Origin of the sequence: Ornithinibacillus contaminans, assembly GCF_001038425.2 — a bacterium.
Lineage (GTDB): Bacteria > Bacillota > Bacilli > Bacillales > Amphibacillaceae > Ornithinibacillus > Ornithinibacillus contaminans.
The window spans coordinates 1-24,099 of sequence record NZ_LDPV02000018.1; the positions used below are offsets into that span (position 1 = coordinate 1).

The 24,099-nt window shown below is 39.7% G+C and carries 27 protein-coding genes and 1 riboswitch; of the genes, 14 read left to right on the top strand and 13 right to left on the bottom strand.

Translation table 11 applies throughout. From position 1 onward, the window contains the following. Nucleotides 1–41 precede the first annotated feature (41 nt). Both JF53_RS03345 and JF53_RS03350 read right to left on the bottom strand, forming a co-directional pair. The gene (locus JF53_RS03345; protein WP_047982140.1) at nt 42–1,370 is read right to left on the bottom strand and encodes an IS3 family transposase; all 1,329 of its coding nucleotides are present in this window, start codon (nt 1,368–1,370) and stop codon (nt 42–44) included. Nucleotides 1,371–1,516: 146 nt separating this feature from the next. Next, nucleotides 1,517–2,785 carry a cytochrome P450 gene (locus tag JF53_RS03350; protein ID WP_047980446.1) on the bottom strand — a complete coding sequence of 423 codons (1,269 nt, stop codon included), beginning with the start codon at nt 2,783–2,785 and terminating at the stop codon, nt 1,517–1,519. A 153-nt stretch (nt 2,786–2,938) separates the two neighbouring features. Here JF53_RS03350 and JF53_RS03355 point away from each other — a divergent pair, with 153 nt between their 5' ends. Then, the gene (locus JF53_RS03355) at nt 2,939–4,069 is read left to right on the top strand and encodes a conserved virulence factor C family protein (protein WP_047980447.1); all 1,131 of its coding nucleotides are present in this window, start codon (nt 2,939–2,941) and stop codon (nt 4,067–4,069) included. A 37-nt stretch (nt 4,070–4,106) separates the two neighbouring features. Here JF53_RS03355 and JF53_RS03360 read toward each other — a convergent pair whose 3' ends face one another. Further along, complete coding sequence (locus tag JF53_RS03360) at nt 4,107–4,496, bottom strand: VOC family protein (RefSeq protein ID WP_047980448.1); 390 nt, start codon at nt 4,494–4,496, stop codon at nt 4,107–4,109. A gap of 56 nt (nt 4,497–4,552) precedes the next feature. On the opposite strand from JF53_RS03360, the gene JF53_RS03365 reads away from it, so the two are divergent. Continuing rightward, entirely contained in the window at nt 4,553–4,891 is a 339-nt protein-coding gene (locus tag JF53_RS03365) for a YqzG/YhdC family protein (RefSeq protein WP_047980449.1), read from the top strand. A gap of 54 nt (nt 4,892–4,945) precedes the next feature. Here JF53_RS03365 and JF53_RS17745 read toward each other — a convergent pair whose 3' ends face one another. From JF53_RS17745 to JF53_RS03400, 6 genes are all read right to left on the bottom strand, one after another. Further along, a complete protein-coding gene (locus JF53_RS17745; RefSeq protein WP_047980450.1) occupies nt 4,946–5,659 on the bottom strand; it encodes an isoprenyl transferase in 714 nt (237 codons plus the stop codon). A 15-nt stretch (nt 5,660–5,674) separates the two neighbouring features. Beyond that, on the bottom strand, nt 5,675–7,135 hold the full coding sequence (locus JF53_RS03375) for a DUF4153 domain-containing protein (RefSeq protein WP_047980451.1): 1,461 nt from the start codon (nt 7,133–7,135) through the stop codon (nt 5,675–5,677). Nucleotides 7,136–7,235: 100 nt separating this feature from the next. Next, nucleotides 7,236–7,868: an HAAS signaling domain-containing protein gene (locus JF53_RS03380; RefSeq protein ID WP_047980452.1), complete on the bottom strand. Its 633-nt coding sequence runs from the start codon at nt 7,866–7,868 to the stop codon at nt 7,236–7,238. Next, the gene (locus JF53_RS03385) at nt 7,865–8,197 is read right to left on the bottom strand and encodes a PadR family transcriptional regulator (protein WP_047980453.1); all 333 of its coding nucleotides are present in this window, start codon (nt 8,195–8,197) and stop codon (nt 7,865–7,867) included. Before JF53_RS03385 ends, JF53_RS03380 begins: the two co-directional genes overlap by 4 nt. A gap of 338 nt (nt 8,198–8,535) precedes the next feature. Further along, nucleotides 8,536–8,937: a VOC family protein gene (locus JF53_RS03390; RefSeq protein ID WP_047980454.1), complete on the bottom strand. Its 402-nt coding sequence runs from the start codon at nt 8,935–8,937 to the stop codon at nt 8,536–8,538. A gap of 377 nt (nt 8,938–9,314) precedes the next feature. Then, on the bottom strand, nt 9,315–10,793 hold the full coding sequence (locus tag JF53_RS03400; RefSeq protein ID WP_047980456.1) for a SulP family inorganic anion transporter: 1,479 nt from the start codon (nt 10,791–10,793) through the stop codon (nt 9,315–9,317). A 263-nt stretch (nt 10,794–11,056) separates the two neighbouring features. Here JF53_RS03400 and JF53_RS03405 point away from each other — a divergent pair, with 263 nt between their 5' ends. The 9 genes from JF53_RS03405 to JF53_RS03445 all read left to right on the top strand — a co-directional run bounded on the left by JF53_RS03405 (nt 11,057) and on the right by JF53_RS03445 (nt 18,070). Then, nucleotides 11,057–11,473: a universal stress protein gene (locus JF53_RS03405; protein ID WP_047980457.1), complete on the top strand. Its 417-nt coding sequence runs from the start codon at nt 11,057–11,059 to the stop codon at nt 11,471–11,473. 114 nt (nt 11,474–11,587) lie between these two features. Next, a complete protein-coding gene (locus JF53_RS03410) occupies nt 11,588–12,529 on the top strand; it encodes an ATP-grasp domain-containing protein (protein ID WP_047980458.1) in 942 nt (313 codons plus the stop codon). Between the two features lie 176 nt (nt 12,530–12,705). Continuing rightward, nucleotides 12,706–13,437 (top strand): ABC transporter ATP-binding protein, encoded by a 732-nt coding sequence (locus tag JF53_RS03415; protein ID WP_047980459.1) that lies wholly within the window; start codon nt 12,706–12,708, stop codon nt 13,435–13,437. Beyond that, complete coding sequence (locus JF53_RS03420; RefSeq protein ID WP_047980460.1) at nt 13,434–14,195, top strand: ABC transporter permease; 762 nt, start codon at nt 13,434–13,436, stop codon at nt 14,193–14,195. Before JF53_RS03415 ends, JF53_RS03420 begins: the two co-directional genes overlap by 4 nt. A gap of 124 nt (nt 14,196–14,319) precedes the next feature. Beyond that, nucleotides 14,320–15,255, top strand: coding sequence for an aldo/keto reductase (locus tag JF53_RS03425; RefSeq protein ID WP_047980461.1), 936 nt, complete (start codon nt 14,320–14,322; stop codon nt 15,253–15,255). A 173-nt stretch (nt 15,256–15,428) separates the two neighbouring features. Continuing rightward, on the top strand, nt 15,429–15,872 hold the full coding sequence (locus tag JF53_RS03430; protein ID WP_047980462.1) for a MarR family winged helix-turn-helix transcriptional regulator: 444 nt from the start codon (nt 15,429–15,431) through the stop codon (nt 15,870–15,872). 5 nt (nt 15,873–15,877) lie between these two features. Then, nucleotides 15,878–16,819, top strand: a complete 942-nt coding sequence (locus tag JF53_RS03435) for a ring-cleaving dioxygenase (RefSeq protein ID WP_047980463.1) — start codon at nt 15,878–15,880, stop codon at nt 16,817–16,819. A 16-nt stretch (nt 16,820–16,835) separates the two neighbouring features. Then, the gene (locus JF53_RS03440; RefSeq protein ID WP_047980464.1) at nt 16,836–17,447 is read left to right on the top strand and encodes a flavin reductase family protein; all 612 of its coding nucleotides are present in this window, start codon (nt 16,836–16,838) and stop codon (nt 17,445–17,447) included. Nucleotides 17,448–17,464: 17 nt separating this feature from the next. Continuing rightward, a complete protein-coding gene (locus JF53_RS03445) occupies nt 17,465–18,070 on the top strand; it encodes an alpha/beta hydrolase (protein ID WP_047980465.1) in 606 nt (201 codons plus the stop codon). Nucleotides 18,071–18,116: 46 nt separating this feature from the next. On the opposite strand, the gene JF53_RS03450 is transcribed toward JF53_RS03445, so the two are convergent. After that, nucleotides 18,117–19,145, bottom strand: coding sequence for a DUF2804 domain-containing protein (locus JF53_RS03450; protein ID WP_201777890.1), 1,029 nt, complete (start codon nt 19,143–19,145; stop codon nt 18,117–18,119). 434 nt (nt 19,146–19,579) lie between these two features. Between JF53_RS03450 and JF53_RS03455 the strand changes: the two genes are divergently transcribed. The 3 genes from JF53_RS03455 (at nt 19,580) to JF53_RS03465 (ending at nt 21,696) form a co-directional block, all read left to right on the top strand. Next, nucleotides 19,580–20,326 carry a glycosyltransferase family 2 protein gene (locus JF53_RS03455; RefSeq protein ID WP_047980466.1) on the top strand — a complete coding sequence of 249 codons (747 nt, stop codon included), beginning with the start codon at nt 19,580–19,582 and terminating at the stop codon, nt 20,324–20,326. Continuing rightward, nucleotides 20,316–21,014, top strand: coding sequence for a lysophospholipid acyltransferase family protein (locus JF53_RS03460; RefSeq protein ID WP_047980467.1), 699 nt, complete (start codon nt 20,316–20,318; stop codon nt 21,012–21,014). The genes JF53_RS03455 and JF53_RS03460 overlap by 11 nt, the downstream gene beginning before the upstream one ends. Nucleotides 21,015–21,161: 147 nt before the next feature. Continuing rightward, nucleotides 21,162–21,206: riboswitch (PreQ1 riboswitch) on the top strand. 7 nt (nt 21,207–21,213) lie between these two features. Further along, nucleotides 21,214–21,696, top strand: coding sequence for a QueT transporter family protein (locus JF53_RS03465; RefSeq protein WP_047980468.1), 483 nt, complete (start codon nt 21,214–21,216; stop codon nt 21,694–21,696). Nucleotides 21,697–21,737: 41 nt separating this feature from the next. Here the strand turns inward: JF53_RS03465 and JF53_RS03470 are convergent, their stop codons facing one another. From JF53_RS03470 to aac(6'), 3 genes are all read right to left on the bottom strand, one after another. Then, nucleotides 21,738–22,331, bottom strand: a complete 594-nt coding sequence (locus tag JF53_RS03470; protein ID WP_047980469.1) for a lysophospholipid acyltransferase family protein — start codon at nt 22,329–22,331, stop codon at nt 21,738–21,740. Nucleotides 22,332–22,448: 117 nt separating this feature from the next. Beyond that, nucleotides 22,449–23,555, bottom strand: a complete 1,107-nt coding sequence (locus JF53_RS03475) for a mechanosensitive ion channel family protein (protein ID WP_047980470.1) — start codon at nt 23,553–23,555, stop codon at nt 22,449–22,451. 71 nt (nt 23,556–23,626) lie between these two features. Beyond that, nucleotides 23,627–24,073 (bottom strand): aminoglycoside 6'-N-acetyltransferase, encoded by a 447-nt coding sequence (aac(6'), locus tag JF53_RS03480; protein WP_201777891.1) that lies wholly within the window; start codon nt 24,071–24,073, stop codon nt 23,627–23,629. Between the last annotated feature and the right edge of the window lie 26 nt (nt 24,074–24,099).

Below are 24,099 nucleotides of genomic sequence, written 5' to 3' on the forward strand. Positions count from 1 at the left end.
TACACTGGCACCCGTGTCAAGGACACTTATAAAAAAAGAGGTTATGCAGATAATAGATGATTCCTATATTGAATAGGGGTCATCTTTTTTAGATTCCACTGATAACGGTAATTGTTATAGTAAGTCATGTAATGATTGATTTTCAATTTTAATTCCTTTAATGTTTTGGCTGATTTATAATCTACTTCATCCTTTAGGTGACCAAAAAATGATTCTTGAGGAGCGTTGTCCCAACAGTTACCCCTTCGTGACATAGACTGGCCTAAGCCATACTTCTTTAAAAGTTTTTGGTATCGTGGGCTTGTGTAATGGCTTCCCTGATCCGAGTGAATGAAGGCATCTGAATCAAGAGGGACCTTCTTATTGTTCATCAATTTATGGACCGTCTGGATTGCGATATCCAAAGTGATTCGGTCAGACACATGGTAAGCCAGGAGTTCATTGGTAGAACCATCTTTTATGGTTGACAAATAAGCCATACAATTACCGTTATATGGCAAGTAGGTGATATCCGTCAATAATACTTTTCCTGGGACTCCTTGCTTAAATTCCCTGTTTAATTTGTTTGGTACAACCTGGTGCTCCTTTGTCGCCTTTGCGATTTGTTTATAAGGATTCGCTTTCCTGTGAGGGCAGACAATTCCGTATTTCTTCATGATTCTCTGTATCTTTTTACGACTAAGAATAAGATCATACTCATTCTCTAGGATCATTTTAATGGAACGTGAACCTTTCTTATAACCTCTGCGGTTAAAAGCTTCTAGGATGATTTCCTTCACTTCTAAATCTAGCTGCTCTCTAGCCTCCCGAACGACAGATGCCTTCAAGCAACTATAATATCCAGAACGTGAAACACCTAAAAGATCACAAAAGTATCTAGTCATCCTTTTAAAACCATTTTGTTCAATTGTCTCTTGAATCAATTGATATGCTTTACTTGGGCTTAGATTTTCTCTTGTGTTTAGCAGCCTCCTTTCTATCACTTCTAGCTTTTTTAACAGCTCCACCTGTCCTTCCAAAAGCTTGATTCGTGCATTTTGCCTCTCGATCACTTCAGAAGGTGTAAGCTCCCGTTTCAGGGTTCTGCCAGATTCTGTTTTCCTTGTATCAGTAAGCCCTATTAACCCTTTCGTTTCATAAGCTTTCTTCCACCGGCATGCGGATTGTTCAATGCGTTTTATCCCAATTACTTCTTCATCAAATCCACTCTCCATAAAGATTTGTCGTGGGAGTTTACCAGTTAGATACTCATCCATAAACCTATTCTTGAAAGCATCCGTGTAAGTGATGGATTTCTCACTAACGCGTTGTACATTTGGATTCTTTTGAAGTGCTTTTATCTCTTTATCTGAAAATATTATTTTACTCATGATATCTCCTAGTCCCCGTATTGTGAAATTTAATTATATATAAAAATACCTGTAGATAAAACACTCTTTTTCAAGTGTCCTAACTACAGGTACCATTTTATACATAGCCCCCTTTTTAACTCTTTACGATGCTACTGGCGTCTTCATCACTCCGCAAGGACCTTCGTCACGTTTTGAATGACAAACCCACTCTTTGGCAAACTTGGAATCCGATTCATGCTGTAATGCAGCTCCTGTTTTGGAACATCATAGTTAATCTTATTCACTAAGAAGTCCAAGCTTACCTTCATGACTTCTAGTGTTAGCCATTCCCCCGGACAACGATGACCGCGATAATAATCACCGCCACCTTGTGGAATGAAATCATAGAAATTATCCTCTCTTCCCTTAAATCGTTCCGGGTTAAACGTATATGGCTGATTCCACAATTTTTCATGGTGATTGGTTCCGTAAATATCCAGCAATACTAAATTTCCCTTTTTAAAATCGTGTCCGTTCCAGAGGAAATCTTCCCGTACAATTGCCATTAGAAATGGGAAAAACGGATAATAACGTCTTACTTCCTCGACAAATAGGTGGAGATACTCGTCTTTACCTAATAATAATTTTTCCTTTTCCTCCGGATGCTCGGATAATGCTAATGCACCAAAGGTAATATAAACGGCAACCGCTACGATTGGTCTTAGAATATTTAATAATTCCACTGCCACCAGTTGCTCGTGGAGCAATGTACCGTTTGTATCTTGGAACCAGCACATCTGGTAAAGAGCGGTATACTGAGGTACCTCAATTTGCCCATCTCGAACTTGTTGGACGATTTGCTTTAACCAGCCTTCCGTAGCATTTCGAGCAACTCTTCCCTTAAAATGCCTCGAACCAAGCGCACCTGCACCATCGAATAAAGCTTGCAACGCATTCGCACGTTTCCTAATGTCATCCTTTGCTATTGGTACTCCAGCCCACTCACATGCTGCCTTCGTTAACACCTGTACCATTTCATCATAAACAACGACATTCTTTTGATCCAACCACGTATCCACCGTATGATCTAAATGCCTTTTCACTATTTTATTCATATCCTCAAGGCGTTCTTTTGTCATGAGGCTCATAAATAATTCTTTTCGATACTGATGGGTATCACCATCTGTTGTTTGAATCGCATGCTCCCCAAACAAGGTTTGACGAATCCGTTTTGGTGCAGCACCTTTCCGTATAAATTTTTCTCGATCATAAAATATCTTCACTGCATCCTCCCCAGCAATACAAATTGCTTTTTTCCCTCCTAAAATACGTGTTTCAAAAATATCTCTCCCAAACCGATTTCGTCTATTTGTTATAAAGTTATAGCCTTCCAGCAATAATTTCAACGTATTGTCAAAACCTTTATCTACCGGGATTTGCTCACGATATGGCATGTTGTTCACTCGTTTCTAAATTGGTTAGTTTATCAATACTCTATTCTGCTTCAATATCAGTACTTATATGCCCTCTGCCAAACAACTTATTGGCTACGAATCATTCCCTTTGCTAAAATGGTTCATAATGACATGATTCCAGGGGGAATACGGATGAAAATCGTATCAATCGAACCAACACCAAGTCCATATTCGATGAAAATTAATGTGAATGAGGAAATGCCTGATGGGAAAACAGAAAATTATAAGCTTGGAGATGACATAACAAAAGCCCCAAATTATATTCAGCAATTATTCACCATTGCTGGTGTAAAAGGAGTCTATCGCGTGATTGATTTTATTGCACTAGAACGCGATGCTAGGACGCCATGGGAGGAAATTTTGCCTGAGATACGGAATAAACTTGGCTCTATCGAAGAAAGCATTGATGAATCAACCCAAAATGAGTCCACAGTTGACGAGCATTATGGCGAAGTAAAAGTCTACCTGCAATTGTTCCGATATATCCCTACCCAGGTTAAACTTGAAGAAGGTGATACCGAAAAACGTTTCGGCCTACCGGAACGGTTTATGAATGCTGCGATTGAAGCATCAGCTGCTTCGGATAACATGCTGATGGAACGAAAATGGGTAGAGCAAAGTCCACGTTATGGTGATTTGGAGGATATTGGTCAGGACGTTGTAGAGGAAATCTCTGCCGCATATGATATGGAACGATTAAACGAATTAGTTCTATTTGCTTTGGCAAACAAGACCGCACCATCACCTTGGAAAAAAGTTACCCTAGACATGTTAGAAAATCCCGATTGGCGCGAACGATATGCGGCTTTAGATCGAATGGATCCAACCATGGATGATTTGCCGGTTCTGGATAAAGCGCTGGATGATGTAAAAGCGTCCGTTCGCAGACTAGCGACTGCTTATCTTGGTATGCTTGACAGTCCAGCAGTACTTCCATACCTTTACAAAGCACTTCAGGATAAAGCAATAAACGTAAGACGAACCGCTGGGGATTGTTTATCCGATTTAAGCTATAAAGAAGCAATGCCTGAAATGATAAAGACGTTGAAGGATTCGAGCAGACTTGTTCGTTGGCGTGCTGCTATGTTTTTATTTGAACTAGGTGATGAATCCGCAATTCCAGCGCTTCAGGGTGCAGAGAATGATCCCGAATTCGAAGTGCGAATGCAAGTGAAGATGGCCCTTGCCAGAATTCAAGGTGGAGAGGAAGCAAAAGGATCCATTTGGCATCAGATGACACAGTTAATTAATAAGGAAAAATAGACAAAGAAATAGCTGCCAAGCTAATTGGCAGCTATTTCTATTTTACTAGGATGGTTTTAATCCGTTCCGTTTCTTCCGTTTTGTCCAGATATTCAAAGAAACCAACAAGATTTCCCCAAGGATCTGAAAAGGTACCCCATTTCACCGGAACCTCTTCACGCGAAAAGATTTCAAAATCGGTAATGTTCAGCTCTTTAACCAAGCGTTCACGAACGCTGTCTATATCGTTTACACCAAACCGTAAAGGACCGCTCCCCTTCGCAGGTTCACCTTCCCCTAATTGCACCCAACTACCTGGAACTATTTCCCACTCCGCAAATCCATCATGTGGTATAAAATCAGGCTCTTTTCCTAATAATAATTGATACCATGAAAGTCCTTTTTCAAACTCTGGTACTCTAATTTGGATAGTCATTTCAAATAGCAAGAATCTCATCCTTCCCTAATAGTAATAACTAACAATGATAAGTGAGGTTTTACAAGGTGAAGAAATTCGTAATTAAACTCTTATGCTGTTCACTGTTATCGTTTAGTGCCATTTCGATACATCCTACTGCCGAAATCACGCACGCAAAAAAAGAAGTTCCTCCTTATGCAAAATGGGGAAGACTCGCCATGCAAAAAACAAAGGAAAAATACCCAAATGCTAATATCGTTGACTATCTTCACGTTGGACGCGACAAGGGAAATAAGAATTCTACCGAAACATTTAAGCTATGGCTAGAAGCACCTGATAAAGAATTCGGTGTCTTTGTTGATATAACTTTTGATAACAAAACAGAGCAGATCATTGATGTAACCTTTCGCGAGGTCACAAGTTAATGATAGTAAGAAATAAAACCGAATTTTTCTTCTACTTTGCTCTCTTTAGGAACGTCATCCAACATATTCGTTTAACTTCATTTCTTCCTGGCTGTTCACATCAAAAACAGCTTTTTTGAGCATTTCCTTTGTGAAGTCAGGAAATAACACATCCACGAAGCATAGTTCTGCCATCGAAGATTGCCATAGCAAAAAATTACTGACACGCTTTTCGCCACCGGTACGAATGACAAGATCCGGATCGGGTAGATTTTTCGTGTACAAATATTGCTCGAAAACAGCCTCATCCAAACAATCGATATCGAGTTGCTTTTCTTCCGCTTCTCGTATTACATGGCAGATCGCCTGTAAAATCTCTCTTCGACTACTATAGTTCAACGCAAAATTGACAATTAAGCCTGTATTGTCTTTCGTCTCTTCCATTGCCTTCGTTACCGCATCACGCGTTCCCTTTGGAAGATTCTCGATGTCTCCTGAAATATAAATCTTGATATTTCGCTTCATAAATTCTGGTAGTTTTTGTTTAAAAAACTTGATCGGTAAGCTCATCAAGTAATTTACCTCATCCTTTGGACGGCCCCAGTTCTCGGTTGAAAAAGCATACAGCGTGAGGATTTCAATCCCTAGTTCCGCACTAGCATCAATTATTTTTTCCATCGTTTGCGATCCCGCATAATGCCCTTCACTACGAGTCAAACCTCTACGCTTCCCCCATCTTCCATTTCCATCCATTATAATTGCGACATGCTTCGGAATAGTTGAAGTCATTTGGTCTTCCTCCTTTTATAGCTCAAGTTCTTGAAGTCTCTCTACAACCTGCTGTTTCTTGAAATTGAATGACTGCCATGTATCAAGCTGCAAATAATCAATACTGTTTTTTCGGTCTTGTAAAATCATTCTCAAATCCGGGTAATTAGGATCTTGTTCATATAACGTGATTAGACCATCAATCCCGGAGTACGAAAGTGCATTTAAATAATATACATCTATTTTTCCTGTCTCTTCATAACGATCTAAGTTGTTATCAACGATTATTTTTTCGATATTAACGACATTTAAACCGGTGTAGAAAATCAATCCAGCAATAATATAAAAATGTAGGATCGATATTCTCTCAAGCCATACACGGATAAAGGTGTAGGCAAAAATCACAATTAGGAAGATCATAAACGTATGCGCTAAAATACGATCAACAGTGAACCCATATGCTGCCTCATACATACTTAATCGTTGATAAGCAGAAGTTAACATCACACCACTAGTAACCACTAACAGAGAATACATAAGCTTCATAAATAGCCTCATGGAATGCTTCGTTTCCTTAACAAACTTCAAGCAAACAACCAGTAATGATAAGTTCACGATGGTAACAAACAATAATTCAAAAAATCCTCTTCTCGCATATTCTGCATACGTATAGTTCCCTACTAACGAATCTCCAAAAAAATATTTGAATTGGATGACCACAAATAAAACATAAACACTGTTAAGCAGTACTAAAATCGTCCCAGAAATGACGCTATCCCAGCTCGCTTCCTTCTTCCCAGCTTGCGTTGAATGAGCAACCTGCGCAACATACCTTTTCTGCAAAACCTGAAATACACAAAAAAACAAAAGCGTCATCAAAATAACTGCCACCACTCGTAAAATTCCTTCGATGAAATTAAGCTCTACAACAAATTTCGGTATTTCCATCATCAAGTCCCCGAACACAGCGTCAGCAGACATTAATAAACTAGTGATAACCACTAACAATGGCAGCCCAATCAATAATCCTATGATAATGCGTTTAAACATTTTCACAGTTTTATCACTCATGTTTTTGAACACTTTTCTTAACACTACTTTAATCAGCTTTTTACTATACTTAAACGTCTTGGAAAGCTTTCGCATTAACAAATTCAGGAATAGAATTGACGACCAGTCAATATGGTTCGGCGATGTAATCAATACAATATGCACAAACACCAACACCGGAATGACGATGCTATTGAGCATGTAGAATGAAAGATTATCAAAAAACAAATAAGATGCCGATAATATCCAAATCATCACCATAAGAAGTATCCCAATTCGGCGATGCGTAAACGAAAGACCAAATCGGTAAAATAGGACCGCGTAAAATATGGTTATAAATATGGGATAGGATATCCCGATTTCCCCATGAAAAAAGCTAATCTCAGCTGCAATTCCAAGTGCTAAACATAGTAAGAAAAAAAGTAATCGATTAGTGCTGTTTTTCATTTTGTTTCACCATCCACTTAGTTATTCTATATACATCATTATTCTAGGTATGAACGCAAAAAAATACGCATATCCTACTAAATGCCGGGGAAAAAGCTTATCATACGGATGCTTTTCTTCCCCAGCGATAGCCAATCCAACTTACTGGATACAAGATAATGGTTAACAGCATACAAACAATGATAAAAGGTCCATTTAACAATGGCTGGAACCAATCCTGTGGGATAAGTTTAAACACGATCAAGTACATTAAAATAAGATTTGGAATGATAGCATATGTAAATGTCTTCCGTAATACCTTTAAGCCACCACTACCAAATTCCCGACCAATTTCATACCCCAAAAGGCCCCAAAACAGCATGTAAGCCAAAACAATAATCGACGGTACATCCGTTAACCTATCCCATAGAATCTCTATCCATTCTAGCTGATATACATTATAGGCTACCGTAAGTGCTATCCCACCAAGAAACAGGATGACATTCAAGACAACAAATAAGATTTGCATCTTTTTCGCCGTTACTTTTGACTCTTGTTTCCAAATCGCTCCAATTTCTTCAGGTGTTCCTAACCGTTTGATAACTTCCTCGTAGCAATCTGCTTCCGGAAGATTTTCTTCCTGAACTAATTCATAAACATGCGATTTATATTCAGCCATTATTTGTTCTTTTTCAGGGTGTTTTCCAAGAACGTCCTCCAGCTCTTGGAAAAACCGCCAGACCCCAGTTTTCACGACTCGCTTCTCCCGATTAAATTGTTCATTACTTGAACATATCGGTGCCATTCACTCGTTTTAGCTTCGAGCATTTCTCTACCCTCTGACGTAATCCGGTAATATTTACGCGCTGGACCTTTTTCTTGGTTTTGCCAGTAGCATTCAATATACTCTTGTTTTTCAAGCTTATGAAGCGCAGGATACAATGTCCCTTCCTTCATCTGAAGGTTATGCTCACTCCGCCGGTCCATCTCCTTCACAAGCTCATAGCCATACATATCACGTTCATTTAACAACTGTAAAACAAGTAGGGATGTACTCCCTTTAACAAGCTCACGATCAAACATATTCTCACCTACCTAGAATTATTAGGTAACTACACTATATAGAATTACGAGGTATTTGTAAAGAGTTTTTTTAATGGACAGACGCGGGGCTGGGTTTGGAGCCGCAATGGGTTCGGGATTTCTCACCCGATGTTCGGGGTATTCCGCTGCAGGTTCGGGATATCCTTGGAAACTTCGGCACTTCTCCCACCATTTTCGGGATTCCTTCTTTGGTTCGGGATTACTAGCGCAAACTTCGGGATTACTTGAAAATGTTCGGCATAGCCCACGAATCGTTCGGGATAAAAACCTTTCCACGTTAATCAGGTATTTACAGTAAAATTTTAATACTGCACTACTTACGGATGATCTGGTGCTACTATCTCGACTTTAATTCGATCCGGATCCTCAAAATACACCGCATAATGACTCTCGCCACCAGCATACGGATGCCTATCTTGATATAAAATAGAAACACCATTTTGTTTAAGTTGGTTTGTTATTTCATCCACGTGTTGCTTAGAGTCTGCATGAAAAGCGAGATGATTCAGTCCCACTCTACTACGATGATACGGCACATCCAAGAAGCGATCCTCTGTTTGAACAAAAACAATATAGGTATCGCCTAGCTTCCAGCTCTTCCCCTTTTCCCAACTCTGATACGGTTGGTAGCCAAGTTCTTCTAGTAACCAACCCCAAAATGCTATCGTTTTTTCTAAATTGGAGACGTTCATCTCCACATGATGCAGTAGACCTTTCATCGAAAGTACCTCCTAGTTGTTAAGTGATAATCTTATAGTATTCGACTAATATTGCCAAAAATCCTCTTTATCGGTTAAAACAAATCACTTTGCTTGCGACGGACGGAACAACAGGTTCATGTGGTTCGGGCCTTATCGCTTGGTGTTCGGGATTTCTCTGGGGAAGTTCGGCACTACTCCCCTCTTGTCCGGGAATTCTGCCATGCTGTTCGGGATAACTTGCTTGGTTCGGGATATCACGTGGTGAGTTCGGGATTTCCCGCAAATGGTTCGGCACAACTAGCACAATCTTCGGCATAGCTTACCCACAGTCAGGAACGCATCCCCTCAACATCAACAAAAAAAGAGAGCTAACCCAAGTTAACTCTCCACAAACCCTAATGTCCAGAAACCTTTTCCAACCCACCAGGTTTATTATAATTTGCTAGTTTATTTACTAATTTATTACTTTCATCATTTAAACCGACAACCTCGACCGAAATACCATTTTGGTGGTACTTCTGCACAATTTTGTCTATCGCACCCACACCAGAATCATCCCAAATATGGGCATTTGAAAGATCTAACTTAATTGCTTCAATACTTTCTTTATAATCAAAGCTCTCTACAAAATCTGTAACCGAGGCAAAGAACAATTGACCTGTAACACGGTATACTTTTTTCTTTGCATCATGATCAGCTAAGGCAACAACCTTCACCTTCGAGATCTTCGCTGCAAAGAAAATCGCACTTAAAATAATCCCTACTAATACACCTTTGGACAAATCATGTGTAAATAATACGGTAACAACCGTTGCTACCATGACAATCGAATCTGTAATTGGTGTTTTTCGGATATTTTTCAACGATGACCAATCAAAGGTACTGATGGAAACCATAAACATGACTCCGACTAGTACAGCCATTGGGATTTGAACTAACAGCCCATTTAATAGTAAAATAAGCGTCATTAAAAATCCTCCAGCAACCAATGCCGATAACCTTCCTCGACCGCCAGACTTTACATTAATTACCGATTGTCCGATCATCGCGCAACCTGCCATTCCGCCAAAAAATCCTGATACGATGTTAGCAATTCCTTGCCCTCTCGCCTCCTTATTCTTATCGCTTTTCGTATCGGTCATATCATCCACAATTGATGCAGTGAGTAACGACTCTACTAAACCAACCATGGCAATCGATAGTGCATATGGGAAAATAATTTGTAGTGTCTCGAAATTCAATGGAATATCTGGTATTAAGAAGAATGGTAGAGACTGTGTTAATTCACCCATATCCCCTACTGTTTTCACATTACTTCCAGTAAAGACCGCAACAGCTGTAATGACAATAATCGCCACTAGCGGCGCCGGAATTACTTTGATAAACTTCGGAAGGATGTAGATAATGGCTAACGCACCAGCTAACATCGCATACATTTCCCAGTTTGCACCTTCAAAATGCTCCAGCTGGGCCATGAAGATCATAATGGCTAATGCATTTACAAAACCAACCATCACAGACTTCGGAACAAATTTCATTAGTGTGCCTAGCTTCAATGCCCCCATGATAATTTGGAGAATACCGGTAAGAATAGTTGCCGCAAATAGATACTGTAATCCGTGCTCTGCTACGAGTGTAACCATTAATAACGCAGTCGCTCCTGTAGCCGCAGAAATCATGCCAGGTCGTCCACCAACAAAAGCAATGACCACCGCAATACAAAATGATGCGTAAAGTCCTATCATTGGATCAACTCCAGCAATAACGGAGAATGCGATTGCTTCTGGGATTAAAGCAATTGCAACAACGATACCCGCTAGGATATCACCTCTGATGTTGCCAAACCATTCATTTTTTAGATTTGCTAAATTCATAATCCACCTCTTTTAGTTTTTTGATGACTTTCGACTCTCACGAAAGCCGGGGCCGTTTCGAACAACGAGTATTATATCTAGATTTGACAGTTTTGTGAAATGCCAAAGAAAGCGTAAACATTTGTCGAATTCTTAGTTTTTCTTTAAAATTCTTTGATTTAAGGCGCTATATGCTATAATGAAAATTATTCTCTAGCTAGCTAAGTAAATAGTAGATAGACAACCAATTGTTGGTATTGTTAGATTGGTAGAGGGAGGTTTAAATGTTTAATAAAATTCTTTTTGCTGCGGATGGATCTGCGCATTCCATTCGAGCAGGTGAGAGAGCATTTGAGCTTGCTAGATTACATGCCGGTTCGAAAGTGGATATTATTTATGTCGTGGATCCAAGACACACAAAAGACGAAGTACTAACAAACTGGGGAAAAGATACAGCCGACGTCCGTAAAGAGAAGCTAGCACTTATCGTACAAAAAGCGAAGCATTCAGGGGTAGACTTTGAAGTCGTGTATTTGAATGGTGATCCCGGCCCTACCATCGTGAACTATGCCAACAAAAATGACTATGACATCGTGGTCATTGGCAGTCGCGGATTAAATACCTTTCAAGAAATGGTACTTGGAAGTGTCAGCCACAAGGTAGCAAAAAGAGCATCGTGTCCAGTACTAATCGTAAAATAACGTTCTAAATCTCCTTTGACGGGAGATTTAGAACGTTATTTCTTGCATATACATATAATAATTCCGATCTATTTGGTATGATTTAATCAAACAATAATGTGAGGTATCTATTTTATGTCAAAAATTTATATCATCCATGAAAATAGCGAGTGGACCGACCATCTAACTAAACGGTTAAATGAATTGGCATTGCCTTATGAAGAATGGTTTTTAGATCAAGGTATCGTGGACTTAACAACGGTGCCGCCGAACGGGATTTTCTATAACCGAATTAGTGCCTCCTCTCACACAAGAGACCATCGCTATGCTCCAGAGTTAACAGAAGCTGTGATAGCTTGGTTAGAACGGCACGGGCAAACAGTGATTAACGGGAGTCGCGCGCTAAGGCTTGAAGTTAGTAAGGTAAATCAATATACGGCACTCAACACAGCAGCTATTCAGACGCCGAAAACAATAGCAGCTGTCGGCAAAGAACAAATTTTAAAGGCAGCGAAAGAATTAAACCTATCATCCTTCATCACCAAGCATAACCGCGCTGGAAAAGGATTAGGTGTTCAGCTTTTCCATTCGATTGAGGCATTAGAATCGTATGTATTTGGTCCTACTTTTGAACCCTCTGTCGATGGGATAACACTCATCCAGCAGTATATCGAAGCACCAGAGCCATATATTACCCGCTGTGAATTTGTTGGCGGGAAATTCGTTTATGCAGTTCGGGTGGATACATCAGAAGGATTTGAGTTATGTCCAGCAGATGCCTGTGTCATCGATGATCTATTCTGTCCAGTAGGTGAAGAAACTGAAAGCAAGCCGAAGTTTGAAATTATCGAAGGCTTCGATGATCCAATCATTGAGAAGTATGAAAGGTTCCTAGCAGAAAACAATATCCAAGTAGCAGGGATTGAATTTATTCGTGATCAAAACGGGAACATTTTCACATATGATGTGAACACCAACACCAATTACAATTCCGACGCAGAGGAAAAAGCAGGGAAATATGGGATGCTAGAATTAGCAAAGTATTTAGGAATGCAATTGGAACCAATCAAACAATAACCAAAGGCAGTGGATACTCCCTTTCACAGGGAACTATTCATTGCTTTTTTCTATTTATAAGCTGTTCTCTACAATCCAAAACCCATATCATCAAATTATGATAGAATGAGTACAGAATTTTAATCACTTGATAGAGGAACATTATGAAAAGGACTAATCCAAGGAAGTGACATAGTATGACGAATCCAACCACCCCTATCGTTGAATTCAAGAATGTAACTTATTCAACAGATGGCCTACATATTTTAAAGGAGATAACCGGTTCATTCCCTGAAGGAAAAATTACTACCCTTGTGGGCCCATCAGGAGCTGGGAAAACAACCTTATTCAGACTGTGCAATGGGTTAATTTCACCTGATACTGGTGATATCCTCATTAAGGGAAAACCCATTCAAACCTATGAACCTATTCGGTTACGCAGAAATGTTGGACTTGCCTTACAAAGTGCAACAATGATTAAAGGAACCGTGCTGGAAAATTTGGCGCTCCCGTTAGCATTACAAGGAATGCAAATTGAACAACAGGATGCGGAAGAATTATTAGATGATGTTGGTTTGGATAAAAGCTTTCTTCACCGACACGCAAAGGATTTATCTGGTGGACAGCGCCAAAAGCTATCGATTGCCCGGACACTTGTGAATAAACCAAAAATCCTACTCCTTGATGAGATCACCTCATCACTAGACCGCGTATCCCAGCACGATATTGAAGAACTCATTAGCAAAATCAATGAAAAGTATGGGACAACTATTGTCTGGATTACACATAATTTAGAGCAAGCACGCTCTATCGGGCATTACACCTGGGTCATGATGGGTGGAGAAGTGATTGAGTCTGGCGAGAGTTCAATGTTAGATAACCCACAGGATGAACGGGTGTTGGAATTTATTAAGGGGGAATTAGCATGAGTTATCTTACCTTATCCCTAACACTTATTTTTGTACTAATCCCGCTTATTTTATCGAAAACGTTAAAACTAGGATTAGAAAAAGATACCCTAATCGCAACAGTGCGATCCATCATTCAATTACTTGTTGTTGGGTACATCCTGCACTATGTATTTGAAGCTGAGCATATCATTTTTATGCTGCTTATGATTTTATTGATGATTGGTGCCGCCACTCAAAATGCACGTAAAAAGGGCTCTGCCATTCAAGGAATTACATGGAAGCTATTTGTTGCATTTATTGTTATCGAAGTGTTAACGCAAAGTATCTTACTCGGTCTACAAATCGTGCCACCAACGCCACAATATATAATCCCAATTAGCGGTATGGTGATTGGTAATTCAATGGTACTAGGGATTCTCTTCCTAAACCGATTCACGGCAGAAATTGAGAACCACCAGGATGAGACCGAGCTGATTTTATCCTTAGGTGGAACACCAAAACAGGCCATTCACAACCAGTTAATTACCTCCATCAAAGCAAGCACCATCCCGACGATTGAAAGCCAGAAAACAATCGGACTTGTTCAATTGCCCGGGATGATGAGTGGACAGATTATTGCTGGCGCTGATCCAGTACAGGCAGTTCAATTTCAATTATTGATTCTTTTTCTATTATTAACGACGGCCGTCGTAACGAGCATCATCCTTGGATTCTTATCGTATCCAACCCTATTTAATAAACGCATGCAGTTTTTGAAACTTAAAAATAAAGAATGATACCGATACTTTCGAAATTTTGCTAAAGGATGTGCCTGCTTATTTAACCTCTGGCAACTTTCTTGAATAGTAGTTTTTATAGGAATACAATGAACGTAATCATTACTAAAGGAGGCGTTATAACTTGGCAAACAAAGTACAAATCGGCAAGACGGATTTAGTCGTTAACCCTATCGGACTAGGTGCTAATGCTATTGGTGGGCATAATCTTTATCCAGGACTAGATGAACAATCCAATACAGCTTTAGTCAAAAACGCAATCAAGGAAGGCTTAGACTTCATCGATACAGCCTTTAGCTATGGAATGGGACGGTCAGAGGAATTAGTTGGAGAAGCAATCAAAGAAACCGGTACCCGACATGAGGTGGTCATTGCAACTAAAGGGGCACAGAAAATTGTTGGTGGCGACAAACAAATTGATAATTCTCCAGATTTTTTAAAGCAAACAGTAGACGCTAGCTTAAAACGACTTCAAACCGACTATATTGACCTGTTTTACATCCACTACCCTGATGAAACTACACCAAAATATGAAGCGGTTGGTGCTCTAAAAGATTTGAAAGACGCCGGTAAAATAAGAGCAGTTGGTGTATCTAACTTTTCCTTAGACCAACTAAAAGAAGCAAACCAAGATGGCTATGTCGATGTCATCCAAGGGCATTATAATCTAATCAATCGTACAGCCGAAAAGGAATACTTCCCTTACGTAACGGAACATACTATTTCATTTGTTCCCTACTTTCCATTTGCGTCTGGCTTATTAGCAGGAAAATACACCAAGGATACGAGATTTAATGACTTCCGCTCGAATATGCCACATTTGCAGGGAGAACAATTTGAACAAAATCTGTCAAAGGTCGCGAAACTAAGAGAAATTGCATCCGCTAAGCATGCTGACGTATCCCATGTTGTGTTAGCTTGGTATCTGGCGCAACGTCCAATTGATGTCGTAATTCCTGGTGCGAAAAAGTCCGAACAGGTTCTCGATAATTTAAAAACATTAGAAGTACAGCTTTCCAAAGAGGACATAGAGGAAATCAGTCAGATTTTTTCTGCTTAACTAACATAACCTGCCACATGGCGGGTTTTTTCTTTGCATATCGCTATAATCTAGCCCATCTTGTATATGCTAAAAGTGTGCTAGTTGACAAACGGGATTGTTTAAACTAAAATATACTTAATTAAAGATATTTTAATTCAAACTAATTAAATTACGAACAAGAAGGGATAACCATGAGTGATAATCTTTCATTAAAAGCATTTGTTGTTCTGATGAAGGCATCTAAATCGGTTCAAGAACAAATAAAAGCGGATATTAGTAGCTACGGAATGCGCATTTCAGATTTTGCAATTTTAGAAGCACTTTATCATAAAGGAAGACAAACCGTACGCGAAGTTTCGGACGCCGTTTTAATTAATACTGGTTCCATTACCTATGTGATCGATAAATTAGAAACCAAAGGATACTTGGAAAGAACGAATTGTAAAGACGACCGTCGCGTTGTCTACATTCAAATTACCGAAGCAGGAAAAAAACTAATGGAGGAAATCTTTCCAAAGCACCAACAAGTAATCGAAAAAATCTTTGAAAATGTCTCAACAGAAGAAAAAGAGATTCTCATCGATGTGTTAAAACGGATTGGATTACAACATACAAATGACGAAAAGGTGGACTGATTAGTATGAAAAAAACAGCCGGAATTCATCATATTACAGCAATTGTCGGACACCCACAAGAAAACGTAGAATTTTATGCTAGTGTCCTTGGTTTACGATTGGTGAAAAAAACGGTCAACTTTGATGACCCAGGAACCTACCATTTGTACTTTGGTAACGATAGTGGTAGACCTGGATCCATCATTACCTTCTTCCCGTGGGCAAATGCCTATCAAGGGAAAATTGGAGACGGCCAAGTAGGTGTAACCTCTTATGCCATTCCAGAAGGCTCCATGCCGTTTTGGGAAAAGCGACTAGCAAAATTCAATATTGATTTTCAAAAAACAGAACGATTCGGTGAAACTTACCTGACTTTTGATGATGTCCATGGCTTACACCTTGAGTTAGTAGAACGTGTGAATGGAGAAGTCAATAATTGGACAATTGGTGATGTTACACCTGAAGTAGCTATTAAAGGGTTTTCCGGTGCTACGTTATTCTCGGCACAGCCCGAAGAAACAGCGAAGCTCCTTACCGATGTAATGGGTCTTGAAAAAGTTGGTGAAGAAGGCGATTTAATTCGCTTTACTTCAGAGGGTGATATCGGCAATACAGTCGATTTGAAAAAGTTGATTAGTGGCAGAGGGCAAATGGGCGTTGGAACAGTACACCATATTGCTTGGCGTGCTACGGATGATGCTGATCAATTAGACTGGAGAGACCATGTACAGAACAATGGCTTTGGGGTAACGCCAGTACGCGATCGTAACTACTTTAATGCGATTTACTTTAAAGAGCATGGGGAAATATTATTTGAAATCGCTACTGATCCACCGGGATTCGCCCATGATGAAAGCTATGAAACAATGGGTACAGATTTGAAATTACCAGAACAATACGAGATTTATCGCGGCCAATTAGAACAATCACTTATTCCAATTGATATAAAAGATTTAGATAAAAACTAGGATAGGAGGGATTATTTTGCTATCGATTGATCCGAAAGCCAATACGGAACGCGAAAATTATAAATTGCTAATCGGAAGCATTATCCCAAGACCTATCGCCTTTGTGACGAGCATTAATGAAGATGGGGTCGTGAACGGAGCACCATTTAGTTATTTTAATATCGTCTCCTCTAACCCGCCAATGGTTTCGCTAGCGATTCAGCGTAAAGATGGTGTGATGAAGGATACTGCTCGTAATATTATGGAAAAGGGGGAGTTTGTTGTCCACATCGTTGACCAACAAAATGTGGATAGCATTAACCAAACCGCAGCCTCTCTTCCTTCAAATGAAAGTGAGATTACCCTTGCGAATTTAACCCTTGTGGACAGTAAGAAAATCGCTGTTCCTGGGATAAAGGAAGCAAAAGTACGGTTCGAGTGTAGGCTTCATCAATTCGTCACCTTAGCTAGCGAAAATGATGAACCTGGCTCTGATTTATTAATCGCGAAGATTGTCCAATTCCATGTGGATAAAGACATTTATGAAAATGGAAGAATTAATTATGAAAAGCTGGCCGCGGTTAGCCGATTAGCTGGCTCTAATTACGCCAAGATCGGGGACGTATTTTCCATCGAACGACCAAAATAAAAAAGAGAGAGGGAACTATAATGAAGCACATTTTTCAAAAGGGAACAAATCCTGAAAAGCCAACATTATTATTACTACATGGTACTGGAGGAACAGAACAGGACCTACTACCACTGGCAGAACTTATTGATAAAGAAGCAAATCTATTAAGTGTTCGTGGCAATGTATCAGAAAACGGCATGCCTCGATTTTTCAAACGATTAGCTGAAGGCGTCTTCGATGAAGAGGATTTAATTTTCCGTACAAACGAATTAAATGCATTCTTAGATGAAGCTGCTGCGAAATATGAATTTGACCGCAATAATATTGTAGCAGTCGGCTATTCCAATGGAGCGAATATCGCAGCTAGTCTTATGTTCCACTTCCAGGATGCATTAAGAGGAGCTAGCTTACATCATCCGATGGTTCCTAGAAGAGGTATTGAACTCCCAAATCTAACTGGTAAAAGTGTATTCATTTCAGCGGGTACAAACGATCCAATTTGTCCTTCTCAGGAATCTGAAGAACTGAAATCACTACTTGAAAATGCTGGGACAACAGTAGAACTGCACTGGGAAAATCGCGGTCACCAGTTGACATATAGTGAAGTAGAAGCAGCAGCACAATGGTATCAATCATTATAAGAGCAAAAAGGGTGTCCTCAATGCTGGGAACACCCTTTTTTCCATATTAGAGACGCGCACGCATGGATTCACAAACACCACGTACATCCTTCACTTCATAACCAGCAACCGTTCCAGTATAGGTTCCAACTAACTGCCAGTAGTCAATCGACGCCACAACGAGCTGATGCTTCACACCCTTCCGATCCTCTGGTGTAAACGTCACGTCCAGGCGTCCATCAGCTGATGTGATTTTCCAAGGTGAAAGTGGATCACTCGTTTCCTGTTTAAAGGTAATATCGGCAAGTGGTTCGCAAGCTCCCGGCGTCCACAACGCTGACTCTTCATCCGTACCTGGAACAATCGGGCGCTCAGCAAAATTCGCTCCAATCACGCCATCCGGTGTCATACCGGCAAATGTCCCCCACAGCCAGTTTGTCCGATATGGAAGGATCGTCCGGTGCTCATCAAGTACAGCTAAATCGCGAGTGGGATCAAATGTGTACGTGCGGTCACCAACTGTCACCGTTCCAGATGCCGGATATGCTACCTTATGCGTATACATGGATCCTCCAGGTAATGGTGAACTCACAGACAGCGGTGCAGAAGCATTTGCGCCATTTAGTTCAAGCTCCATCGTGATTGCTTCCTGATCTGCTGTTGCGTCTACCGATACACTAATACGATGGCGTCCCGTTGGCTGTTCTGCCCAATCATAGGCAATCCGATATCCACTCACCGCAATCGATGGATTACTTGGGAATAACACATGTGGTAATTTCAACGATCCACCTTTAACATTACGACTATGTTCCACCATCCCTTTTTGGTCGCGTACATAGATTTCTGAGCTTGCTAAATAATGGGCTTCCTGCAGGATCATGGATGACGATATTTCCGGGTGGAACAGGGTAAACCCAACCCACTCCTTAAGACGAAATCGTCTTAGTGACCTTGGAAGTTTTGAAGGCTCGTCCAATGGGTCAACATCATGTGGCCGTGCTTCGAATCGTCCGTAAAGTCGCTTCCGGTCGACTACAAGGCGCTCCAGAGTATTTTTCAGATTGTTATCCGCGGTAAGATTTTCTTGATTCACAGGTAGTAACCCCTTTTTCTCTTTATTATATCAAATCTCTGAAAACATTTTCACAAATTAATTGGCATCCGCTAGATCCGATAAAACAGAAATAGCCTCTTTGGCTTTTTTAGCGCCTGCTTCTACATGACCTGTTTTTATTCACCAAAGGTGGTAAGCTTTACACCCAGCAAGAAATTTTAGAAAACATACCAAATCAAGAAGCATTAAGGAAGAAATACCTACAGTTTGAAGAAGATTTTAACGCAAAGTGATGTTTAAGAGGCATTCGTTCATTCGGATGCCTAATACCATTATTTGATCCCAACGAACTACCATTTATCGTTCTATTATTTCCCGCCACAAATATACTACTAGTAGTACACTAGGTACTATTAATGGTAAAATAATCATAGCGAATATTTCGAAAACTAATCGAAATGGGGAAATGGCTTATGAGCAAACTTGAGGTCGCCGTCATAATTCCTGCCCTAAATCCGCTGGAATCATTAATCAATTATACACACGAGCTGCTGGCGAATGGCATTGCTCACGTTATTGTGGTTAATGATGGTAGCACGGCAGATGTTATGAATATTTTCACAGCCCTTTCAGCACTTGATCACTGTACGGTTATCCATCACGATAAAAACAAAGGAAAAGGGACAGCACTTAAAACGGCATTTACCTATTACATCAACCACTTTCATCATCTAAACGGTGTTGTTACGGCTGATGCGGATAGTCAGCATGCTATAGGCGATGTGCTAAATCTAGCAACGACATTAGTAGAAAGCGAGCATGGTTTATTACTAGGTGTTCGAAACTTCCAACTAGATTATGTACCTCCTAAAAGCAAATTTGGAAACACAATTACAAGTCTATTTTTTCATCTGTTATATGGGAAAAAATTAACCGATACACAAACCGGATTACGCGGTATTCCTACGTCTGAATTAGACTGGATGATTGCTATAAAAGGTGAACGCTATGAATATGAAATTAATATGCTAATTCATGCCGTAAAGCGAAGTATCCCCCTCATCGAATTACACATCGAGACTATCTACTATGAAAACAACTCCAGAACTTATTTCAAAGCAATAAAGGATTCTAGCAAAATTTTTACAAAATTAGTAGCTGGAAGTTTTCGGAAATCATCCTATTTCGAACCAGCGAAGGGTGAGCATCATGCGAAATAATTATGGTATCTTCTTTCGATTTATACGCTTCTTAGTCCGAGTCGTTTATCCTCGCTATCATATTGATACATCAAAAGTAGAATCTGGTCCAACTGTTTATATCTCCCATCACCAGAATCTATTCGGACCATTTATTACGTTACTATGGTTTCCGGCGAAGCTGCGCACATGGATTCTGCATGTTTTCTTAGACAGACAAACATGTTACCGGCAGTATGCCCATTACACATTTTCGGAAAGATTTGGATGGAATAAATATCTTGCACAACTCATCGCATTCCCGGTAGCACGTTTCATCACCTTACTATTAACATCTGGGCAAGGCATCCCTGTTTACCGAAGCTCACGCAAAATAATGCATACCTTCCAAGACACGCTCACCGCTCTAGAAAATGGGGAACAAGTGATTATTTTCCCTGACATAGACTATACCGATACATCTGCAGCAATAAAGTCGATGTACGAAGGATTTTTGAACGTAGAGAAATTTTACTATAAGAAACACGGAATCCATATCAACTTCGTCCCACTATATGCGAGTAAGGGTAAACGCATCATTGTGGCTGGCCAGGCGATTCGATTTCGAGAAGGAATTGGTTTTAAGACAGAGCGCAAATATGTTTATGACCAAATTCATAAAGGACTCAACCAACTAGCTGCAGAATGTGGTGACGCTCAGGCTGCTTAGTTAGGATGTCAACAACGTGTAACCTCGGTATCTCTCCGAGGTTTTATTTATGCTAACTTATAATTCCCCGTTTACAACCATACAATCTAGAGTAGAAATAAATGCTTTTTATTTTTATAGTTTTGTACTATACTAGGTAAGTTGTTGCAAGACGTGGTTCGAGACCATCCCACGTTAAAAAACTAAGGGAGAGAAAAATATGAAAGCAAGAACATTGGTTATGAACGCATTAGTTGCAGCGTTGTACATCGCTGTGACCGCATTAATTGCGCCGTTTGGATTTACAAATGTACAGTTTAGAGTTTCGGAGATGTTTAATCATCTTGTTGTCTTCAACAAGAAATACTTTTTCGGAGTTGTAGTTGGTGTATTCTTTGCCAATTTACTCTTATCACCATCAAAGCTCGATTTAGTATTTGGCGTTGCCCATTCAGTAATTTCATTCGGAATTATTATTTTACTAGCGAAGTTCATCAAAAGTAAATTGGCACTACTAATTGCCAACACGATTGTCTTTACCTTTAATATGTTCATTATCGCTTGGGAGCTTACGATAATAGCTGATATGCCATTCTTACTCACATGGCTAACAACAGCAGCAGGTGAATTTGCTGTATTAGCGGTAGGTATTCCGATTATGTATGCATTAAATAAACGGCTTCGTTTTGATAAACTTATATAAGAAAAAAACTTCACAGCTCCTATTTGTGAGCTGTGAAGTTTTTATTTGTTTTTAAGCTGATCATGCAGAGCATTCATCGCTTGGTCTAGTTGCTGCATGAGCACTTCCATGCCTTCTTTTTTGGACACGCCTTCCGCAAGCTTAATTGGTTCTCCATAAATAATGCTTGGCTTTTTTCGTTTAAACAAATCTTTAAAATTATTCGGTCCCACATACGCAGCAGGTACGATTGGTACATCGGCATGAACCGCAATAGTCACAGCTCCACGCTTCAATGGTACATCTTCACTAGATCTAGTACCACTAGGGAAAATCCCAACAACTTTTCCTTCTTTAAGAAGCTTTCTCGGTGTCTTAATCGCACTCGGTCCTGGATTTTCACGATCAACCGGAAATGCATGTAAGCTTTCCATTAACCATTTCGTGAATTTGCTTTGGAATAATTCTTTCTTAGCCATGTAATGAATCTCGATAGGAAGTGTAGCAACTCCTAACCACAATATGTCTACCCACCCGGTGTGTGTACATGCAATTACATAGCTTTCTGCTTTCGGTAGATTGTCTTTCTGATATACGTTAATCCTTCCAAATAAACTAAGGATAATTTTCACTACATTTGCTGAAAATTTATACATAATTGTCCCCTCAATTCAACTTCTTACTTTATTCTATTTTATCACAAACTACTAATACCTGATACTAATTATATACCGATTACAGGTGGAAAATAACAACGATTTTCCACCCTCCGATTATTCCTGGCTTTTCAACTGCTCCAGCGGCTTATCCTCTTCCGAATTAACATAGAGTTTTCTGCTTGGTATCGCAATAAGTACTTGTTCTTCCTCTAAAATTTCGAGTATTTTCAAGTTAATGTCCTCGCGTACTTGCAGGTATTTATCCCAATTGGTTGTTTTGGTAAAAAAGTATAGGAATATATCGAGGCCATTTTCCATGTATTTTTCAAAGTTAACCATGATTGTTTCTGGATGTACTTCTGGATGAGTTCTCAACAACTCACGCACTCTACGCAAGACTGTTTCAATCTTTTCCTTCGGTGTATCGTAGGTCAATCGTAGGTAGAACGAAATTTGCCGTTTCCCCATTTTACTCCAGTTCGTAATCGGCTCATTTGCTAAAGTAGCATTTGGTAATGTCACGACCGCTTGAGCAAAGGTACGAACCTTCGTGCTACGGAAAGAAATGTCCTCTACCGTTCCTTCAACACTTGGTGTCATAATCCAGTCACCGATCGTAAATGGTTTTTCCGAGATAATGACAATCCCACCGAACAAATTGGCAAGTGCGTCCTTCGCTGCTAATGAAATCGCCAGTCCACCAAGTCCGAGTCCTGCAACCAGGCCGTCAATTTGATACCCTAGCTTTGATAAAATAATGCTAATACTAATCGCAATCACGACAAATTGTAATGCCTTTGATAGTAACGGAATCAGTATTTCATCGATTTTAATTGTTGTTTTCTCGTTAATCGTTCTAAAAAACAGTGAGGATGTGGATGACAGGTTTACTAATCCCCACGTAATTAAGATGATGATAAGTATGCTAATTATCGTTTCAAACGCATCATTCTTATTCAAATATGGATAATACCATACTGCCACATTAATCCCTAGCACGATAAATAACCATTGAACTGGTTTTTCAAAGGCGATTAAAGTATTCGTTAAGAAACTACTCTTCGTCCGTTTCGCCATACGTTTTAATAGCGCAAATATATACTTCGTAAATAGCTTACGAAATAAAAGAAATAACAGGAAAATACCAACTGCTATTCCCAAATTCTGTAGATGTTCTAGTGAGACTAGCTTATCCCAAGTCTCTCTCCATTCCCAATTCATCTTGTTAAAAACCTCCTAAATCATTACTGCCATCATACCATATTTATTCGTGGTCTTTAACTAGTTTAGGTCTATTCAATGTCACGAATAAAGGTAATGATCCGACCCGCTTCATTAAATCCTAAACTCATGTGAAATGGGTAGCTATCCTGATTATCCATTTCCATGTCAGACCCTATTTGCTTGCACCCATTTTCTTTTAGCCAGCTCTTACCTTCGTTAAAAAGCTCGGTGGATATTCCTTTTCTCCGATAGTCCGGCTGCACATAAACCCCTTCCAAATAACCTGTCGGACTAGATTCAGAGCCTTCCACATAATCAACTCGAATGGAAAGATGCATAAACGCTACAGCAACCCCGTTTTCTATATATAAATAAAATTTATTGTTGTCCGTTTTAAGTGTTTCCTTATATTCATTCGTTAACTCTACAACATCGTGTCCTGGCCATAATTCCATAGTCAATCTCGTTAGGTCTTCTACGTGTTCCTCTTTCACCTCTATAATCGTTCCCATCATATCTTTCCCCCTGTTCAACTATTTTT

What these genes read in the sequence shown, in the direction of transcription:
- JF53_RS03345 (WP_047982140.1), bottom strand. Translation starts at nt 1,370, where the DNA reads ATGAGTAAAATAATATTTTCAGATAAAGAGATAAAAGCACTTCAAAAG.
- JF53_RS03350 (WP_047980446.1), bottom strand. Translation starts at nt 2,785, where the DNA reads ATGCCATATCGTGAGCAAATCCCGGTAGATAAAGGTTTTGACAATACG.
- JF53_RS03355 (WP_047980447.1), top strand. Translation starts at nt 2,939, where the DNA reads ATGAAAATCGTATCAATCGAACCAACACCAAGTCCATATTCGATGAAA.
- JF53_RS17745 (WP_047980450.1), bottom strand. Translation starts at nt 5,659, where the DNA reads ATGACTTCAACTATTCCGAAGCATGTCGCAATTATAATGGATGGAAAT.
- JF53_RS03375 (WP_047980451.1), bottom strand. Translation starts at nt 7,135, where the DNA reads ATGAAAAACAGCACTAATCGATTACTTTTTTTCTTACTATGTTTAGCA.
- JF53_RS03385 (WP_047980453.1), bottom strand. Translation starts at nt 8,197, where the DNA reads ATGTTTGATCGTGAGCTTGTTAAAGGGAGTACATCCCTACTTGTTTTA.
- JF53_RS03390 (WP_047980454.1), bottom strand. Translation starts at nt 8,937, where the DNA reads ATGAAAGGTCTACTGCATCATGTGGAGATGAACGTCTCCAATTTAGAA.
- JF53_RS03400 (WP_047980456.1), bottom strand. Translation starts at nt 10,793, where the DNA reads ATGAATTTAGCAAATCTAAAAAATGAATGGTTTGGCAACATCAGAGGT.
- JF53_RS03405 (WP_047980457.1), top strand. Translation starts at nt 11,057, where the DNA reads ATGTTTAATAAAATTCTTTTTGCTGCGGATGGATCTGCGCATTCCATT.
- JF53_RS03410 (WP_047980458.1), top strand. Translation starts at nt 11,588, where the DNA reads ATGTCAAAAATTTATATCATCCATGAAAATAGCGAGTGGACCGACCAT.
- JF53_RS03415 (WP_047980459.1), top strand. Translation starts at nt 12,706, where the DNA reads ATGACGAATCCAACCACCCCTATCGTTGAATTCAAGAATGTAACTTAT.
- JF53_RS03420 (WP_047980460.1), top strand. Translation starts at nt 13,434, where the DNA reads ATGAGTTATCTTACCTTATCCCTAACACTTATTTTTGTACTAATCCCG.
- JF53_RS03430 (WP_047980462.1), top strand. Translation starts at nt 15,429, where the DNA reads ATGAGTGATAATCTTTCATTAAAAGCATTTGTTGTTCTGATGAAGGCA.
- JF53_RS03435 (WP_047980463.1), top strand. Translation starts at nt 15,878, where the DNA reads ATGAAAAAAACAGCCGGAATTCATCATATTACAGCAATTGTCGGACAC.
- JF53_RS03455 (WP_047980466.1), top strand. Translation starts at nt 19,580, where the DNA reads ATGAGCAAACTTGAGGTCGCCGTCATAATTCCTGCCCTAAATCCGCTG.
- JF53_RS03460 (WP_047980467.1), top strand. Translation starts at nt 20,316, where the DNA reads ATGCGAAATAATTATGGTATCTTCTTTCGATTTATACGCTTCTTAGTC.
- JF53_RS03465 (WP_047980468.1), top strand. Translation starts at nt 21,214, where the DNA reads ATGAAAGCAAGAACATTGGTTATGAACGCATTAGTTGCAGCGTTGTAC.
- JF53_RS03470 (WP_047980469.1), bottom strand. Translation starts at nt 22,331, where the DNA reads ATGTATAAATTTTCAGCAAATGTAGTGAAAATTATCCTTAGTTTATTT.
- JF53_RS03475 (WP_047980470.1), bottom strand. Translation starts at nt 23,555, where the DNA reads ATGAATTGGGAATGGAGAGAGACTTGGGATAAGCTAGTCTCACTAGAA.